This window comes from Actinocrispum sp. NPDC049592 (assembly GCF_040675465.1).
Classification (GTDB): domain Bacteria; phylum Actinomycetota; class Actinomycetes; order Mycobacteriales; family Pseudonocardiaceae; genus Kibdelosporangium.
Map to the genome: position 1 here is coordinate 45,995 of NZ_JBFAPA010000018.1, position 14,951 is coordinate 60,945.

Consider the following 14,951-nt stretch of genomic DNA (forward strand, 5'->3'; position numbering starts at 1 on the left):
GGTTGTCCGTTGGCCGTGTACTACGCCGAGGTCTGGCCGAGGTGGTCCGACATGGACGCCTACCGGCACGTCAACCACGCGCAGACGGTGACGTTGCTGGAGGAGGCCCGCCTGCAGCTGTTGTACGGTGAAGGTGCCAGGCATGGGGCCGAGCTGGTGGACAGCGGCCTGGTGGTGGCCAAGCTGGACGCGGTGTACCACGCCCCGCTCTTCGTCAACGGCAAGCCCTTCCGGGTGGCGCTGTCCGTGACCAAGCTGCGGGTCGCGGACTTCACCCTGCACCAGGTTGTCCATTGTGGACCGTCGGAGTCGGACAAGGTCGGTGTGGTCGCCAACGTCACGCTGGCCCCCTACGACCTGAAGACCGAACGGCCGCGGCGGCTGACCGAACATGAGCGCGACTTCCTCGCGGGGTGGCGCTCGGAGAGCGAAAACGGTGCCTGAGCTGACTTTCGGCGACCCGCACGAGCGGGACGACCTCGGCGCGTTCGTGGCCAGGGCCGTGCGGCTCGACGCGGCGTCGGTGATCCGCCTGCGCTCCCGCGGCGACGGGGAGTTCGTCGAGGCCTGGCTGGCCACGCCGTTCGACGTGCTGGCCACCAGGACCGTGCGCGGGTCGCTCAGCCCGGGCGACATGACCGTCTCGGCGAACGAGCTGCTCGCCGCGCTCGCGATCGTGCGCGGCGAGACGGTCGACCCGGGCCGCTCACAGGACATGATGTGGCGCTCGGCGCTGCCGCCCGGCCAGGGCTGGCAGGTGATCGACCAGCTGCCCGCCGGGGTGGTGGCCTCGTTGGCGGACAAGGGGATCGAGGTGGCCAGGGAGAACGCCGGCCCGCACGGCACCCCGCCCGCCTCGCTGCTCGACCAGACCGTGCTGACCGTCAGCAGCGACGGCATGGAGATCAAGGTGCCGCTGCGCTGCCTGTTCGCCATGTCCGGCATGGGGTTCATCGGCAACGAGGGCCCGGACGACCAGGTCCGGGTCACCGCCACCGATTCCTGGCTGCGCATCGACGCCCGCTTCGGCGCGGTCGTCCGCCGTCGGCACGCCTTGTTGCCGCTGCTCGTCTGAGTTTCGTAAGGAGCGTTTCCGGGCTCGCCGGGGCATGCTTACCGGCATGACCGATGAGCCCGCGGACGACGACCCGGCCAAGGACTGGCTCGCCGAGACGTTCCCCGAGCCCGAACCGTGGCCGGAGCCGCTTCCACACGACCGCACAGCCCCGGACGTGCCCGCGCCTGCGCACTCCCGGCTGGCCGACGGCCTGAAGGGCGCCGCCGCGCTGGCCGCGGGCCTGTACGTCTACGACGCCCTGACCGACGATTCCGGCAGCGGCGGCGACACAGGCTCTTAGGTCAGCCAGACCGCGGCGTCGGGCGCGAGCTGGCCGTCCACCAAGGGCTCGCTGGCCAGCAGCAGCTGGCCGGGCGGGATCGGGACCGGCGCGGGCGTGGTGTTCAGCGCGCAGATCAGGCCGCCGCCCTTGCGCCGGAACGCGAAGCAGCCGGGCGGGGCGCCGTACCACTCAATCTCCGTGCCGGTGAAGGCTTTGCTGGTCTTGCGCAGCTCGATCGCGTGCCGGTACAGCGACAGCATCGAGTCGGAGTCCTCCAGCTGCGCCTCGACCGTCAGCGGCGCCCACTCCAGCGGCATCGGCAGCCACGTCTCCGCGCCGGGGGAGAACCCGTACGGGGGCTGGGAACCCTCCCAGGGCACCGGGATCCGGCTGCCGTCCCGGCCGGGACGGGTGTGCCCGGAACGCTCCCAGATCGGGTCCCGCAGCGCCCACTCCGGCAGCTCCACAGTGGGCAGTCCGAGCTCCTCGCCGTTGTACAGGTAGATCGCGCCGGGCAGGGCCAGCTCCACTAACGCCATCGCCCGGGCCCGCCGCTGGCCGATCTCGCCGTCGCCGTAGCGGGTCACGTGCCGCACGACGTCGTGGTTGGACAGCGTCCAGGTGGGCGTGCCGCCCGGGGCCGCGCGCAGCGTGCCCTCGATCGCCGTGCGCACCGCGTCGGCGTCGAAGTCGGCGGACAGCAACCGGAAGTTGAAGCCCAGGTGCAGCTCGTCCGGGCGCAGGTAGCGGGCGAACCGCTCGTCCTCACGGACCCAGATCTCGCCGATCAGCATCCGTTCCGGGTATCCGTCGACGACCTTGCGGATCATGCGGTGGATGTCGTGCACAGCATCGTTGTCGAACCGCGGGTCGATGGAATTGTCGTGCAGAACGCTGTTTCCCTGCTCGACGCGCTCGAGATCCATGTCCGGCAACGACTCCGGCTTGGCCATCCCGTGCGCCACGTCGATCCGGAACCCGTCGACGCCGCGGTCCAGCCAGAACCGCAGCGTCTGCTCCAGATCCGCCCGGACGTCCGGGTTGGCCCAGTTGAGGTCCGGCTGCTCGGGCGCGAACAGGTGCAGGTACCAGTCGCCGTCCGGCAGCTGGCTCCACGCCGAGCCACCGAAGATGCTGGTCCAGTTGTTCGGCGGGTGGTTGGACGTGCGGAACCAGTACCGGTCGCGCGCCGGCGTGCCCGGCGCCGCCTCGACCGCCTCGGCGAACCACGGGTGCTGGTCGCTGGAATGGTTGGGCACCAAGTCGATCGTGACCCGGATGCCGCGCTCGTGCGCCTCCTTGACCAGGGCGTCGAACTTCTCCAGGTCACCGAACAGCGGGTCGACGTCCCGCGGGTCGGCGACGTCGTAGCCGTGGTCGGCCATGGGCGAGACGTAGAACGGCGTCAGCCAGAGCGCGTCGATGCCGAGCAGTTCCAGGTAGCCCAGGCGCGAGCGGATGCCGTCGAGGTCACCGACCCCATCACCGTCCGAGTCCGCGAAGGAACGGACGTACACCTGGTAGAAAACCGCGTCCTGCCACCACTGCCGATCGGCATTGCTTTGCACGATGGGACATCCTGCCATCCACGAAGGAATTCCCAGCCGGTCTCGGGCCAGAACTTCAGACCCAGCTGTTGACGAGGCTGTTGGCCGCCATCTCCAAGTAGTTCCACAGTTGCGCACGGTGTTCTTCGGCCAGGCCGGCCTCGTCCACCGCGATCCGCATGCACCGCAGCCATGCGTCGCGCTGCAGCGGACCCACCTGGAACGGCGCGTGCCGCATCCGCAGCCGCGGGTGGCCGCGGTTGTCGGAGTAGGTGTGCGGGCCGCCCCAGTACTGCATCAGGAACAGCCGCAGGCGCTCCTCCGCGGGCCCGAGGTCCTCCTCGGGGTAGAGCGGCCGGAGCACCTCGTCGGCGGCCACCTCGGCGTAGAACCGGCCCACGATCTTGCGGAAGGTCGCCTCGCCGCCGACGGCCTCATAGAACGTCTGTGCCTCGGTCACGGTCCCATTGTCCCCTGCTGGGGAGTGAACCGGCCGAGGGGCGGGTCGATGCCGGCCTCCTCTAGCGCCGGGATGATCCGCGCGCGCAGGGCCCGTTGCACCGCCCACTGGCGCCCGGCCCGGACTTTCACCGTCAGCCGCACGGTGATGCCCTCCGGTGTGACTTTGTCCACACCGAGCAGGTCGGGCGGCTCGAGCACGTCGTCGGACAGCGGTTCGGCCTCGACGGCCTCGGTGGCGACCCGCTTGATCGCCTCGGTGGCGGCCTCGATGTCGACGCTGTAACCCAGGGGGGTGTCCACGACCGCGACGGCGAAGCCCTGGCTGGAGTTGCCGACCCGGTTGATCTCACCGTTGCGGACGTACCAGACGGTCCCGTTCACGTCACGCAGCGTGGTGACGCGCAGGCCGACCGACTCGATCGTCCCGGTGGCCGGCCCGACGTCGACGATGTCGCCGACCCCGTACTGGTCCTCCAGCATCATGAACACGCCGGACAGGAAGTCCTTGACCAGGTTCTGCGCGCCGAAGCCGAGCGCGACGCCGACGATGCCCGCCGAGGCGATGATCGGTCCCAGGTTGATCCCGATCTCGCCAAGGATGAGCATGAACGCCAGGCCGTAGACGACGAACGAGACCACCGACTTCATCACCGAGCCGATCGTCTGGGCCCGCTGCTGGCGGCGCTCGGAGACCAGCAGCCCGTACGACTGCGGGGCGCGCTCCTTGAGCGGCCGCAGGATCCGGGGGGTCTTTCCGTTGCTCGCGCCGCGGGCCAGCCGGTCGATCGTCCGGCGCGCGACATAGCGCACCAGGAACGCGATGACCAGGATGATCAGGATCCGCAGCGGGGCGTTCGCCAGCCAGCCGACGGCACCGGACAACCAGGGGTTCCCGGTCATCTCGAACACCGCCCGGCACAGCGTGCCGACGTCGTTCACGCAGGTGGGGGGCTCGCTGAGGATGGGGTTCATCGATCCGTTCTCTATCCGTGCGGGCAGTCGCCGACCACCTTACGGACGGGCGGCGATCCCGGTGTTCACGAGGGTTTCAACAACTGGTGACGTGACACGTGCGTCAACACACGTGCGCGAGAGGTGTGATTTATGGTCGACTATGCCTGCACCCCGGTGGAGGTGGTCGCGTGCCCGACCGAATACCGACTCCGATCAGCGAGGCCAAGACCGGCGCATCCGGCGCCGAGACAGCCTCGCTGGTAGCGCTGTCCGCGCATCCAGACGCGGAGCGGCGCACGGCGTCGACAGGCCTGCCCGTGCCCTGGGGTCGTCGCAGGGTTCTGTTACTCAACGCCACGTTCGAGCCGCTCACCGCGCTGCCCATGCGGCGTGCCGTCGTGCTCGTGGTGTGTGGCAAGGCCGAAGTCGTGCACGGTGATCCGACCGGACTGCTGATGCATTCGGCCACGTCGAGCGTGGAGATCCCCTCGGTGATCCGGCTCAGTAACTACGTACGCGTACCGTATCGCGGCCGGGTGCCGCTGACGCGGGCCGGTCTGATGCACCGTGACCGGTATCGATGCGCGTACTGCGGCGGCCGGGCGGAGACGATCGACCATGTGGTCCCACGCAGCCGTGGCGGACCTCACACCTGGCAGAACTGCGTGGCGAGCTGCGCGAAGTGCAACCACCGCAAGGCGGACAAACTGTTGTCGGAGCTGGGGTGGCGCCTGCGTGTAGTACCCGCTGCGCCACGAGGGCCACACTGGCGGTTGCTCGCCGGTGTGGCTGACGCGGACCCGCTCTGGCTGCCCTACCTGGGCGAGCCGGCGGCTTAGGCGGCGGTGACGCGAGTACCCGCGGTGACCCTGGTCCCGCGGGTCACTCGGGTGCCGCGCGTGACGCGGGTGCCGGACGTGACCCGGGTACCGCGGGTGACACGGGTACCGGCGGTCACGCGGGTGCCACGGGTGACCCGGGTACCGCGAGTGACGCGGGTGCCCGCCGTGACGCGGGTGCCTTCGAAGAGGGACGTGACGCGCGTGCCCTCGGCCAGGGCCGTCACGCGAGTGCCCTCGGTGAGCGCGGTGACCCGGGTGCCCTCGGTCAGAGCAGTGACGCGGGTACCGCGAGTAACCCTGGTGCCCTCGTGCGCCGTGACGCGCGTGCCCGCCGCTGAGCTGCTGGAGCAGGCGGTCACCCTGGTGCCGCGGGTGACGCGAGTGCCCCGCGTGACGCGAGTGCCGGCAGTGACCCGAGTGCCCTCCGCGGAGCCATCACACAGAGCAGCAATACGAGCGGTGAAGGTCGCCTGATCGGGGGTCGGCATCGTGGTCATGTCGGGGCCTCCTCGTGACTAAAACGTGAGAAGTGTGCTGAGAGCGGGTTCCGCAAGGTCCGTACAGGTGAAAGCTAAGAGGGTTCAAGGCTACTGGCAAGCCGTCAAGTCGGTGCACCCGTCCAAAAATCAACCGTTGCCCCCGTTCGCCAGGCCATGCTGGTCCGGCCGTCGGACACAACCGGCCAGCACTTGGCGCATATGGGTTACCAAGCAAGCAGGAAGTCCAGCTATTTGGGATGCATAACAGACCAAATCCGCGCTGGGAGCGGTTCCGGGCGGGGTGTGGCACCGGACACAGTGGCCACCGGGTGATCTTGGACTTCAGGGGTGGCCCGACAATCTGCGGCAGTGGCCCGTCGGCTACCTTTACCGATGTGAGCTTGGTCGAGACCGTTCTTGTCTTCGTGGCGATCCCGGGGGCCATCTATGGCGTCGTGGCGCTGCTGACGTTGCGTGTGCGCGCGTCCAAGACGCCCAGGTACCGGCCCGGACAGGACTGGGACTACCCGCCCGTCTGGTGGACCGCGAACCCGGAAGGCGCCCAGCCGGTGCCGGTGGTTGCCGGAGACGCCGGAGACACAGTGGCCGAAGACTCCGCGTCGAACACGCGGACCGCGTGGGGAGGTGCCCGTGGCAGCTGGTGAGGTCGTCAAGGCGGGACCGGTCATCGACGAGTCCCAGCTCCCGGCCGGGACGGTGCTGACCCACACCGGCCGGTTGTCCGTGGCCAGGGCGTACGAGCTGGCCACTCCCGAGCTGCCGTTCACGCCGGTGCAGCTGGCCCGGCTGGACGAGGCGCTGACCCTGTCCAGCCGCGCCACCGGCCTGCGCTTCAGCATCTACCTCGGCGCGCTGGGCAAGGACACCCGTGCGGAGGCGGAGAGCCTGCACGCGGGCTCGGCCGAGGACGTGAGCCACTCGGTGCTGATCGCGGTGTCCCCGGGACAGCGCGCGGTCGAGCTGGTCACCGGCCACGAGGCCCACCTGCGGCTGCCCGACCGCGGCTGCAAGCTGGCCGTGATGAGCATGGTCGCGTCCTTCAAGGAGGGCGACCTGGTCGGCGGCCTGGTGAGCGGCCTGCGGATGCTCTCCGACCAGGCCGGCTCCAGCAAGTAAGACCCCCGGACGACGAAGGGCCCCGCTCACCCGAGCGGGGCCCTTTCGCAGGTCAGTGCTGCTGGTCGAACTCGCGGGCGGCCAGGGCGCGCACGATGCCCGCGCGGCCCTCGGACACCAGGCGGCGCAGGGCGGGCGGGCGCTCCTCGGCCAGCCACAGGTCGGCCGCCTCGACCGTGCTCTGGTCGACCTTCCAGGCCGGGAACAGGCCGAGCACCATCGACTGGGCCCGCTCGCTGGAACGGCGCTCCCAGACGCCGGCCACGTCCTCGAAGTACTTCTCGGCGTACCCGCCGATCAGCTGCTTCTGGCCGGGGTGCGAGAAGCCCATGATGATCGCCTCGTTGATGGCGTTGGGCAGCTCGTCGTCGTGGATCGCCCGGCGCCACGCCTCGGCCTTGGCCTCCGCGGTCGGCCGCAGCGCCATGGCCCGCTCGGCGTGCCGCTTGCCGGTCGCGGTCGAGTCGCGCTCCAGCTCGGCCTCGATCTCCGGCGCGCCCGCGGCACCGTGCGCCACGAGCGTGGTCAGCAGGCGCCAACGCTGGTCGGTGTCCACGACCAGGCCCGGCAGCGGGGCCGAGCCGTCGAACCAGCCGCGGACCAGCTCGACCTTGGCCTCGTCCAGCACCGACGAGGCCAGCGACGACACGTAGGCCAGCTGGTGGTCCGAGCCGGGCTCGGCGGACTGGACCAGCTCGACGAGCTTGTCCGTCAGCAGCCGCCAGCCCTCCGGCGCCCACGCCGGGTCCGCGTACGACGACAGCGCGGTCTGCGCCTGCAGCAGCAGCCGCTGCACCACGCCGACCTCGGTCTCCGCGTGCACGCCGTTGATCACCAGGGCCACGAAGTCGCGGGCCTTGAGCTCGGCCTCCCGGGTCATCTCCCAGGCGGCCGACCAGCACAACGTGCGGGGCAGCGGCTCCTCGATGTCCGCGATCCGGTCGATCAGCGTCTCCAGCGAGGTCGGGTCCAGCCGCATCGTGCAGTAGGTCAGGTCGTCCTCGTTGACCAGGACCAGCTTGCCGCGCGGCACGCCCACCATCTCGGGCACGTCGGTGCGGGCGCCGTCCACGTCGACCTCGACGCGGTGCGTGCGCACGACCTTGCCGTCCACGTCGTCGTACACGCCGATCGCGACCCGGTGGGTGCGCAGCTCGCCGGCCCCCGGCTTCGCGCCGCCCTGGGCCACGGCGAACTCGGTGAACTTGTTCTCCGCGTCGACCTTGAACGACGGGCTGAGCGAGTTCAGGCCGGTCGTCTCCAGCCACTGGGCGCTCCACCAGGACAGGTCCCGGCCGGAGGCCTCCTCCAGCGCGCTGAGCAGGTCGGCCAGGGTGGCGTTGCCCCAGGCGTGCTTGGCGAAGTACACCCGCAGGCCGGACAGGAAGTTGTTCTCACCCACATAGGCCACGAGCTGCTTGAGCACGCTGGCGCCCTTGGCGTAGGTGATGCCGTCGAAGTTGACCTCGACCGCCTGCAGGTCCGGGATGTCCGCGGCGACCGGGTGCGTGGACGGCAGCTGGTCCTGCCGGTAGGCCCAGGACTTCTCGATGTTGGCGAAGCCGGTCCAGGCTGCCTTGTACTCGGTGGCCTCGGCCTGGGCGAGCACGCTGGCGAAGGTGGCGAACGACTCGTTCAGCCACAGGTCGTCCCACCAGCGCATGGTGACCAGGTCGCCGAACCACATGTGCGCCATCTCGTGCAGCAGCGTCTCGTTGCGCCGCTGGTACATGTACCGGGTGACGCGGCTGCGGAAGACGTAGTCCTCCAGGAACGTCACCGCGCCCGCGTTCTCCATCGCGCCCGCGTTGAACTCCGGCACGAACAGCTGGTCGTACTTGCCGAACGGGTAGCGGACGCCGAACGACCGGTGGTAGAACGCGAAACCCTGCTTGGTCTCGGTGAACAGCCGCTCGTGGTCCATGTGCGGGGCCAGCGAGGCGCGGCAGTAGATGCCGAGCGGGATGTCCTGCTCGCCCTCCTCGGTGAACACGTCACGCCACTCCGCGTACGGACCGGCGATCAGCGCCACCAGGTAGGTGGACATCGGCTTGGTGGTCTCGAAGTGCCTGCGGACCGCACCGCCCTCGGTGTCCTCGGCGGACTCGACCGGCGCGTTGGAGATGACCTTCCAGTCCTCCGGCGCGGTCACCGTCAGCGTGTAGACCGCCTTGAGGTCGGGCTGGTCGAAGCAGGTGAACATGCGCTTGGCGTCGGCGGTCTCGAACTGCGTGTACAGGTACACGCTGTTGTCCACCGGGTCGACGAACCGGTGCAGGCCCTCGCCGGTGTTCATGTACCGGCACTGCGCGTGCACCACGAGCTCGTTGTTCTCGGCCAGGTCCGGCAGCTGGATGCCGTCGTCCTCGCGGTAGCCGGACACGTCCAGCTCCACGCCGTTGAGGGTGGCCGAGTCGATCGACGCGGCGATGATGTCGATCCAGGTCGAGGCGCCTGCCTCGAGGCTGCGGAAGCGGACTGTGGTCCTGGACGCGAAGACCGTGTCGCCCGGCTTGCCGCCACCGTCGGTCAGGTCCAGGTCTATCTCGTAGGACTGGACCTCCAGCAGTTGCGCGCGCTGCTGGGCTTGGTCGCGGGTCAGGTTCGGGGCGGCCACTGATCACCTCTGGTCGAGCTGGAAGTTGACAACCGTATCCAATCACGGCCGGCGGGAAGATGTTGACGGCCGACAGGGTTGTGCAGAGCATGAGCGCCCATGAAGCCACGACCAAGGTCGACTTCTACTTCGACCCGGTCTGCCCGTTCGCCTGGATCTCGTCCCGCTGGATCCTCGAGGTCGAGAAGCACCGGGAGATCGACCTTCGGTTCCGGGTGATGAGCCTGTCCGTCCTCAACGAGGGCCGTGACCTGCCCGAGGACTACCGCAAGCTGATGGACCGCGCCTGGGCGCCGGTCCGTGTCGCCATCGCGGCCGCGGAGGCCAAGGGCGAGGAGGTGCTGCGCGACCTGTACACCGCGCTGGGCACCCGCATCCACAACGAGGGCCGTCAGGACCTCGAGGAGATCATCGCCGAGGCGCTGGCGGAGGTCGGCCTGCCCGCCGAGCTCGCCGAGGCGGCCAAGTCGGACAAGTACGACGAAGCGCTCCGCAAGAGCCACCACGAGGGCATGGACCCGGTCGGCATGGACGTGGGCACGCCCACCATCCACATCGACGGCGTGGCGTTCTTCGGCCCGGTGCTCAACAAGATCCCGCGCGGCCAGGACGCGCTGAACATCTTCGACGGGTCCCGCCTGCTGGCCGGCTACCCGAACTTCTTCGAGCTCAAGCGCACCCGCACGGGCGGGCTGGACTTCTCCTGAGGGATTAGCCTCGGTGGTGATCCGAACCACCGAGGCTTCTTTAGGGAGAGACCAATGGCGGCCCCTGTCACTTCGTTCACCGGCCATGTCATCGACGGCCAGCAGATCGACGGCTCGGGGGAGCGCATCGACGTCGTCAACCCGGCCACGGGCGAGGTGATCGCCACGGTCCCGGCCGGTACGGCGGCGGACGTGGACGCGGCCGTGCGCGCGGCGAACACGGCTTTCCGGTCGTGGTCCGAGACTTCCGTCGCGGAGCGGGCCGGCGTGATCCGGCGCATCGCGGCCGAGCTGACCGCGCGGCGTGACGAGGTGGCCTCGACGGTCACCGCCGAGATGGGCTCGCCGATCAGCTTCTCCCTGAACGTGCAGGCGAGTCTGCCCATCGGGGTGTCCACCGGGATCGCCGACCTGCTCGAGGGGGACTTCTCGTTCAGCGAGGAGATCGGCAACTCGCTGGTGCTGCGCGAACCCATCGGTGTGGTGGGCTGTATCACGCCGTGGAACTACCCATTGCACCAGATCGTGGCCAAGGTCGTGCCCGCGCTCGCCGCCGGGAACACCGTGGTGCTCAAGCCGAGCGAGATCACGCCGCTGACCGCTGGCCTGTTCATGGCGATCCTGGAGTCGGCCGGTGTGCCCGCCGGTGTGGTGAACCTGGTGCACGGCACCGGTCCCGTGGTCGGCGAGGCGTTGAGCGCGCACCCGGGGGTCGACATGATCTCGTTCACCGGGTCGACCCGCGCCGGCAAGCTCGTCACCGCCGCGGCCGCCGGGACGGTCAAGCGGGTCGCGCTGGAGCTGGGTGGCAAGTCCGCCAACGTGATCCTGGACGACGCGGACCTCGTCGCGGCCGTGAAGAAGGGCGTCGCGAACACGTACATCAACGGCGGCCAGACCTGCACCGCGTGGACCCGGATGATCGTGCCCGCCGCGCAACACGACGAGATCGTCCGGCTGGCGGCGGACGCGGCGGCGAAGTACACCGTCGGCGACCCGGCCGACCAGGCCACCCGGATCGGCCCGATGTCTTCCACGGCACAGAAAAACCGCGTTCTGGGCTACATCAACAAGGGCATCGAGGAGGGCGCCACGCTCGCTTTCGGTGGCGCGGACACGAGTTCGCTGCCGTCGCCGGGCGCTTACGTTGCCCCGACGGTGTTCTCGAACGTCCGGCCGGAGATGGTGATCGCCCAGGAGGAGATCTTCGGGCCGGTGCTGTCGATCCTGCCGTACGAGACCGTCGACGAGGCCGTGGAGATCGCCAACTCGACGATCTACGGCCTCGCGGGCGCGGTGTTCTCCGGCGACCAGGACCGCGCTTTGGCTGTGGCCAAGCGGTTGCGCACCGGACAGGTCAGCGTGAACGGCGGCTCGTTCAACCCGCTCGCCCCGTTCGGCGGCTACAAGCAGTCCGGCAACGGACGTGAGCTGGGCCGGTACGGGATCGAGGAGTTCACCGAGGTGAAGTCCATCCAGCTGTGAATCGTCCACTGCTGAGGATTTCCCGTTGGGCGGCAACGAAGTTCGCGCCGACGGGGTAGCCGTGACCGGGGACGACGACCTCAGGTTCCAGCGCCAGCAACGCTTCCAGCGCCTGCGGCCATGAGCCGGCGTCGCCGTCCCCGAACGACTCCTCGATGAACTCGGGCACCTCGACGAGGTCGCCCGCGAAGACGACGTCTACGTCGGGCACGTGCACGACCACGTCGTCGAACGAGTGCGCGGGCCCGAAGTGGTGCAGCACAACGGTTCTACCGCCGACATCCAGTTCCGCGCGTTCGGTGAAGAACTTCGTCGGCCCGGCGATGGTCGTCGTCTCGATGGCGCGCGCGATGTCCTCTTTGCCCTCCGCGCGGTACTTCTCGGCCCACGTGGCCTGTTCGCCCGGGTTGATCCGGAAGCCCTCGTGCGCCCAGACGTCACACGGCAGGAACTCGGCCGTGCCGTAGTAGTGGTCGAAATGCGGGTGTGTCAGCACGACCTGCCACGGATGCGGTGTGATCTCTCTGACCGCTGCCTTCAGCTCGGCGCCCTGGACGCGGTCGCCGCGCGTGTCGATCACCAGGCAGGCGCCGTCGCCGACGACCAGTCCCGTGGTCAGGTCGAGCTCCTCGTGCCGCCGCGCGTACACCCCGGCCGCGACCTCGGTCCAGGTCACTGGAAGACCCCGTTCACCAGGTGCGGCGCGGCCTTGCTGACGTTCACCTGGCCGGCCAGCGCGATGTCCTCGGCCAGGCCCTTCTCGCCCAGCTCCAGGCCCGACCCGCAGCCGCCCAGCAGCTCACCCAGGTAGGGCTCGGCGGTGCGGAACGTGGTCGCGGCCAGCGCGGCCTCGGGCGAGGCGGGGGAGTAGCCCTCGGCCAGCAGCGCGGACACCAGCGCGCCCGCGCCCAGGTAGTCCTCGATCGCCATCCGCAGCTTGCCCGGTTCGCCGCGTTCGTTCAGGTTCACGCCCCACTGCTCACCGGCGGCGATCACCCCGACCGGGCCGCGGTCGGCCAGGTCGATGGCCCGGTCGGCGACCGCGTTGGCGTTGCGCAGGCAGCCGGCCATCACCTGGGTGGTGATCGCGGCCTGCTCGCACAGGTTGCCGCCGTTCGGCGAGCGCATCAGCACCTCGCTGCCCGCTTGGACGGACTTCAGTGCACTTGGACGACGCGGGCCGTAGTCGTCGCCGTTCCAGTTCGCCAGCGTGGCCCGCCCGCCCTGCCCCACGATCAGGTCGACCGAGGTAGAGAAGCTCAACACGTCGACGATGATCAGTACCGTGCAGTGCGGGGCGAGGGCGCGCACGCCGTCCAGACCCCACTCGAGGCGTACGCCGAAGCCGTCCTGGGTGAACATGCCCCAAGCCTGCCAGCCCGGTCCATGGCACACTTCGGCGCGTGCGCGTGTACCTCGGAAGCGATCATGCCGGTTTTGAGCTGAAGAACCATCTGGTCTCGCACCTCAAGGGTGCCGGCCACGATGTCGTCGACGTCGGCCCGCACGTCTATGACGCGCTGGACGACTACCCGCCGTTCTGCATCGAGGCCGCCCGGCGCGTGGTCGCCGACTCCGGCAGCCTGGGCATCGTCATCGGCGGGTCGGGCAACGGCGAGCAGATCGCCGCGAACAAGGTGCCCGGCTGCCGGGCCGCCCTGGCCTACAACGTGGAGACCGCGACCCTCGGCCGTGAGCACAACGACGCTCAGGTCGTCGCCATCGGCGCGCGGATGCATACACTGGAGGAGGCCACCACGATCGCCGAGGCGTTCCTGGCGACGTCGTTCTCCGGCAACGAACGGCACGCCCGGCGCATCGAGCTGATCGCCGACTACGAGAAGACAGGCACCCCGCCACCCCTCCCCAATGCCTGAAGGTCACACACTCCACCGACTGGCTCGGCTGCACCACCGCCGTTACGCGGGGCACCCGGTCGCGGTCACCAGCCCACAAGGGCGGTTCGCGGCTGAAGCGTCCCGTGTGGACGGCCGGAAGCTGGTGCGCGCCGAGGCCTACGGCAAGCACCTGTTCCACGTCTACGGTCCCGACGCGATCGTGCACGTCCACCTCGGCCTGGCCGGTGGGTTCAACGAGTTCAAGCTGCCCGTCCTGCCGCCGGTCGGCCAGGTCCGGATGCGGATCGCCGGACGTACCCACTGGACGGACCTGCGTGGCCCGGCCGCCTGCGACCTGCTGACCGAGGCTGAGGTCGACAGGATCCTCGCCCGCCTCGGCCCGGACCCGCTGCGCCGGGACGCCGACCCGGACAAGGTCTGGACCCGGATCTCGCGCTCGCGGGTCTCGGTCGCGGCCTTGCTGATGGATCAGGCCGTGCTGGCCGGGGTCGGCAACGTCTACCGCGCGGAAGTCCTGTTCCGCCACGGTATTCCGCCGATGACCCCGGGAAGGTCGCTGGACGCGGCCCTGTTCAAGGACGTCTGGGGCGACCTGGTCGACCTGATGAAGGACGGCGTGAAAGTGGGCGCGATCAACACCGTCCGCCCCGAGCACATGCCCGAGGCGATGGGCCGGGAGCCGCGTTCGGACCGGCACGGCGGCGAGGTGTACGTCTACCGCCGGGCCGGAATGCCTTGCTACATCTGCGGAACCGAGATCCAGAAGGCGGAGCTGGCGGGTCGTAACCTCTACTGGTGCCCCACCTGCCAGGCCTAACCGCGGATGCGTCCGCCGTGGTGTGAACACAGGTTTTCGACCTCTACCGCGAGCTGGGCGCCGCCGGAGTAGAAGTCGTAGTCACGCTCGCCGAGATCGATTCGCAGTTGTGTGCTCTCGTCGGCGACGGTGATTGTGCTGAAGGTGGCTTCCGGGACCATCGCGGACACTTGGGTCCACGCCTGGTTGAGCGCTGACCTGCCGGTGAAGTTCGCCAGGACCAGGCAGGGCGTTGGCGGCCAGGCCATCCGCATGAAGGAGTCCGGGGGTTCGTAGTCGACGGCTTCGGTCTCGATGTAGCCCCAGGGCGGCACCTCGTCCAGCCATGGCTTGTCGCTCAGTTCGACACCCAGCCGGACGGCCAACGGCCAGCGCTCCTCCCAGTTCTCCCCGTCGTAGTTGCCGTCGAAGTAGCCGCTGCGATACCGCGTCAGGGACCAGCTGAGGATTTTGTCGTCGACGCCGACGTCGGCCAGGACTTCCTCGATCATCTCGTCGGTGCCGTCGAAGATCTCTTCCAGGTCGCCGTAGGTCAGGAACAGCTCGACTGAGGGCGGTGCGGTGTCCAGGACTCGTGGAAGCCAGATGAAGTAGGTCAAGCCGGGCGCCTCTCCGCTTTGTTGTGCGGCGAGGGTAGGGGAGGATCCGCGTGCTCTCAACGGATTGCGGGCAGGTCGGCCCCTAAGGACATGGCACCGGCAACCT

General features: G+C 69.3%; 18 protein-coding genes. 10 read left to right on the forward strand and 8 right to left on the reverse strand.

The window, feature by feature from the left end:
• Window positions 1–15 precede the first annotated feature (15 nt).
• From AB0J95_RS36625 to AB0J95_RS36635, 3 genes are read left to right on the forward strand one after another with little or no spacing between them, the layout of a single operon-like run.
• The gene (locus AB0J95_RS36625) at window positions 16–444 is read left to right on the forward strand and encodes a thioesterase family protein (protein ID WP_364769291.1); all 429 of its coding nucleotides are present in this window, start codon (window positions 16–18) and stop codon (window positions 442–444) included.
• A complete protein-coding gene (locus tag AB0J95_RS36630) occupies window positions 437–1,075 on the forward strand; it encodes a hypothetical protein (RefSeq protein ID WP_364768725.1) in 639 nt (212 codons plus the stop codon). The genes AB0J95_RS36625 and AB0J95_RS36630 overlap by 8 nt, the downstream gene beginning before the upstream one ends.
• A gap of 46 nt (window positions 1,076–1,121) precedes the next feature.
• Window positions 1,122–1,358, forward strand: a complete 237-nt coding sequence (locus AB0J95_RS36635) for a hypothetical protein (RefSeq protein WP_364768728.1) — start codon at window positions 1,122–1,124, stop codon at window positions 1,356–1,358.
• Here the strand turns inward: AB0J95_RS36635 and AB0J95_RS36640 are convergent.
• Genes AB0J95_RS36640 through AB0J95_RS36650 form a run of 3 tightly spaced genes read right to left on the reverse strand, consistent with a single transcriptional unit; the run spans window position 1,355 to window position 4,321 of the window.
• Entirely contained in the window at window positions 1,355–2,908 is a 1,554-nt protein-coding gene (locus AB0J95_RS36640) for a glycoside hydrolase family 13 protein (protein ID WP_364768730.1), read from the reverse strand. The two genes, AB0J95_RS36635 and AB0J95_RS36640, sit on opposite strands and share 4 nt — an antisense overlap.
• Before the next feature lie 55 nt (window positions 2,909–2,963).
• Window positions 2,964–3,347 (reverse strand): globin, encoded by a 384-nt coding sequence (locus tag AB0J95_RS36645; RefSeq protein WP_364768733.1) that lies wholly within the window; start codon window positions 3,345–3,347, stop codon window positions 2,964–2,966.
• The gene (locus tag AB0J95_RS36650; RefSeq protein ID WP_364768736.1) at window positions 3,344–4,321 is read right to left on the reverse strand and encodes a mechanosensitive ion channel family protein; all 978 of its coding nucleotides are present in this window, start codon (window positions 4,319–4,321) and stop codon (window positions 3,344–3,346) included. Before AB0J95_RS36650 ends, AB0J95_RS36645 begins: the two co-directional genes overlap by 4 nt.
• Window positions 4,322–4,614: 293 nt before the next feature.
• Between AB0J95_RS36650 and AB0J95_RS36655 the strand changes: the two genes are divergently transcribed.
• Entirely contained in the window at window positions 4,615–5,142 is a 528-nt protein-coding gene (locus tag AB0J95_RS36655; protein ID WP_364769293.1) for an HNH endonuclease, read from the forward strand.
• On the opposite strand, the gene AB0J95_RS36660 is transcribed toward AB0J95_RS36655, so the two are convergent.
• Window positions 5,139–5,642 carry a hypothetical protein gene (locus AB0J95_RS36660; RefSeq protein ID WP_364768739.1) on the reverse strand — a complete coding sequence of 168 codons (504 nt, stop codon included), beginning with the start codon at window positions 5,640–5,642 and terminating at the stop codon, window positions 5,139–5,141. The genes AB0J95_RS36655 and AB0J95_RS36660 overlap by 4 nt on opposite strands.
• A gap of 377 nt (window positions 5,643–6,019) precedes the next feature.
• Here AB0J95_RS36660 and AB0J95_RS36665 point away from each other — a divergent pair, with 377 nt between their 5' ends.
• Both AB0J95_RS36665 and AB0J95_RS36670 read left to right on the forward strand, forming a co-directional pair.
• On the forward strand, window positions 6,020–6,289 hold the full coding sequence (locus tag AB0J95_RS36665; protein WP_364768741.1) for a hypothetical protein: 270 nt from the start codon (window positions 6,020–6,022) through the stop codon (window positions 6,287–6,289).
• Complete coding sequence (locus AB0J95_RS36670; RefSeq protein WP_364768744.1) at window positions 6,276–6,761, forward strand: DUF5130 family protein; 486 nt, start codon at window positions 6,276–6,278, stop codon at window positions 6,759–6,761. The genes AB0J95_RS36665 and AB0J95_RS36670 overlap by 14 nt, the downstream gene beginning before the upstream one ends.
• A gap of 52 nt (window positions 6,762–6,813) precedes the next feature.
• On the opposite strand, the gene pepN is transcribed toward AB0J95_RS36670, so the two are convergent.
• On the reverse strand, window positions 6,814–9,378 hold the full coding sequence (pepN, locus tag AB0J95_RS36675) for an aminopeptidase N (RefSeq protein ID WP_364768747.1): 2,565 nt from the start codon (window positions 9,376–9,378) through the stop codon (window positions 6,814–6,816).
• 89 nt (window positions 9,379–9,467) lie between these two features.
• On the opposite strand from pepN, the gene AB0J95_RS36680 reads away from it, so the two are divergent.
• On the forward strand, window positions 9,468–10,085 hold the full coding sequence (locus AB0J95_RS36680; protein WP_364768750.1) for a DsbA family protein: 618 nt from the start codon (window positions 9,468–9,470) through the stop codon (window positions 10,083–10,085).
• A gap of 54 nt (window positions 10,086–10,139) precedes the next feature.
• On the forward strand, window positions 10,140–11,570 hold the full coding sequence (locus tag AB0J95_RS36685; protein ID WP_364768753.1) for an aldehyde dehydrogenase family protein: 1,431 nt from the start codon (window positions 10,140–10,142) through the stop codon (window positions 11,568–11,570).
• Here the strand turns inward: AB0J95_RS36685 and AB0J95_RS36690 are convergent.
• Window positions 11,542–12,246: an MBL fold metallo-hydrolase gene (locus tag AB0J95_RS36690; protein ID WP_364768756.1), complete on the reverse strand. Its 705-nt coding sequence runs from the start codon at window positions 12,244–12,246 to the stop codon at window positions 11,542–11,544. The genes AB0J95_RS36685 and AB0J95_RS36690 overlap by 29 nt on opposite strands.
• Window positions 12,243–12,932, reverse strand: a complete 690-nt coding sequence (locus tag AB0J95_RS36695) for a 2-phosphosulfolactate phosphatase (RefSeq protein WP_364768759.1) — start codon at window positions 12,930–12,932, stop codon at window positions 12,243–12,245. The genes AB0J95_RS36690 and AB0J95_RS36695 overlap by 4 nt, the downstream gene beginning before the upstream one ends.
• 41 nt (window positions 12,933–12,973) lie before the next feature.
• On the opposite strand from AB0J95_RS36695, the gene AB0J95_RS36700 reads away from it, so the two are divergent.
• Together AB0J95_RS36700 and AB0J95_RS36705 are read left to right on the forward strand one after the other, a co-directional pair.
• The gene (locus AB0J95_RS36700) at window positions 12,974–13,447 is read left to right on the forward strand and encodes a ribose-5-phosphate isomerase (protein ID WP_364768762.1); all 474 of its coding nucleotides are present in this window, start codon (window positions 12,974–12,976) and stop codon (window positions 13,445–13,447) included.
• On the forward strand, window positions 13,440–14,246 hold the full coding sequence (locus AB0J95_RS36705; RefSeq protein WP_364768765.1) for a DNA-formamidopyrimidine glycosylase family protein: 807 nt from the start codon (window positions 13,440–13,442) through the stop codon (window positions 14,244–14,246). Before AB0J95_RS36700 ends, AB0J95_RS36705 begins: the two co-directional genes overlap by 8 nt.
• Here the strand turns inward: AB0J95_RS36705 and AB0J95_RS36710 are convergent.
• Window positions 14,243–14,845, reverse strand: a complete 603-nt coding sequence (locus AB0J95_RS36710) for a hypothetical protein (protein WP_364768768.1) — start codon at window positions 14,843–14,845, stop codon at window positions 14,243–14,245. The two genes, AB0J95_RS36705 and AB0J95_RS36710, sit on opposite strands and share 4 nt — an antisense overlap.
• Window positions 14,846–14,951: the final 106 nt, after the last annotated feature.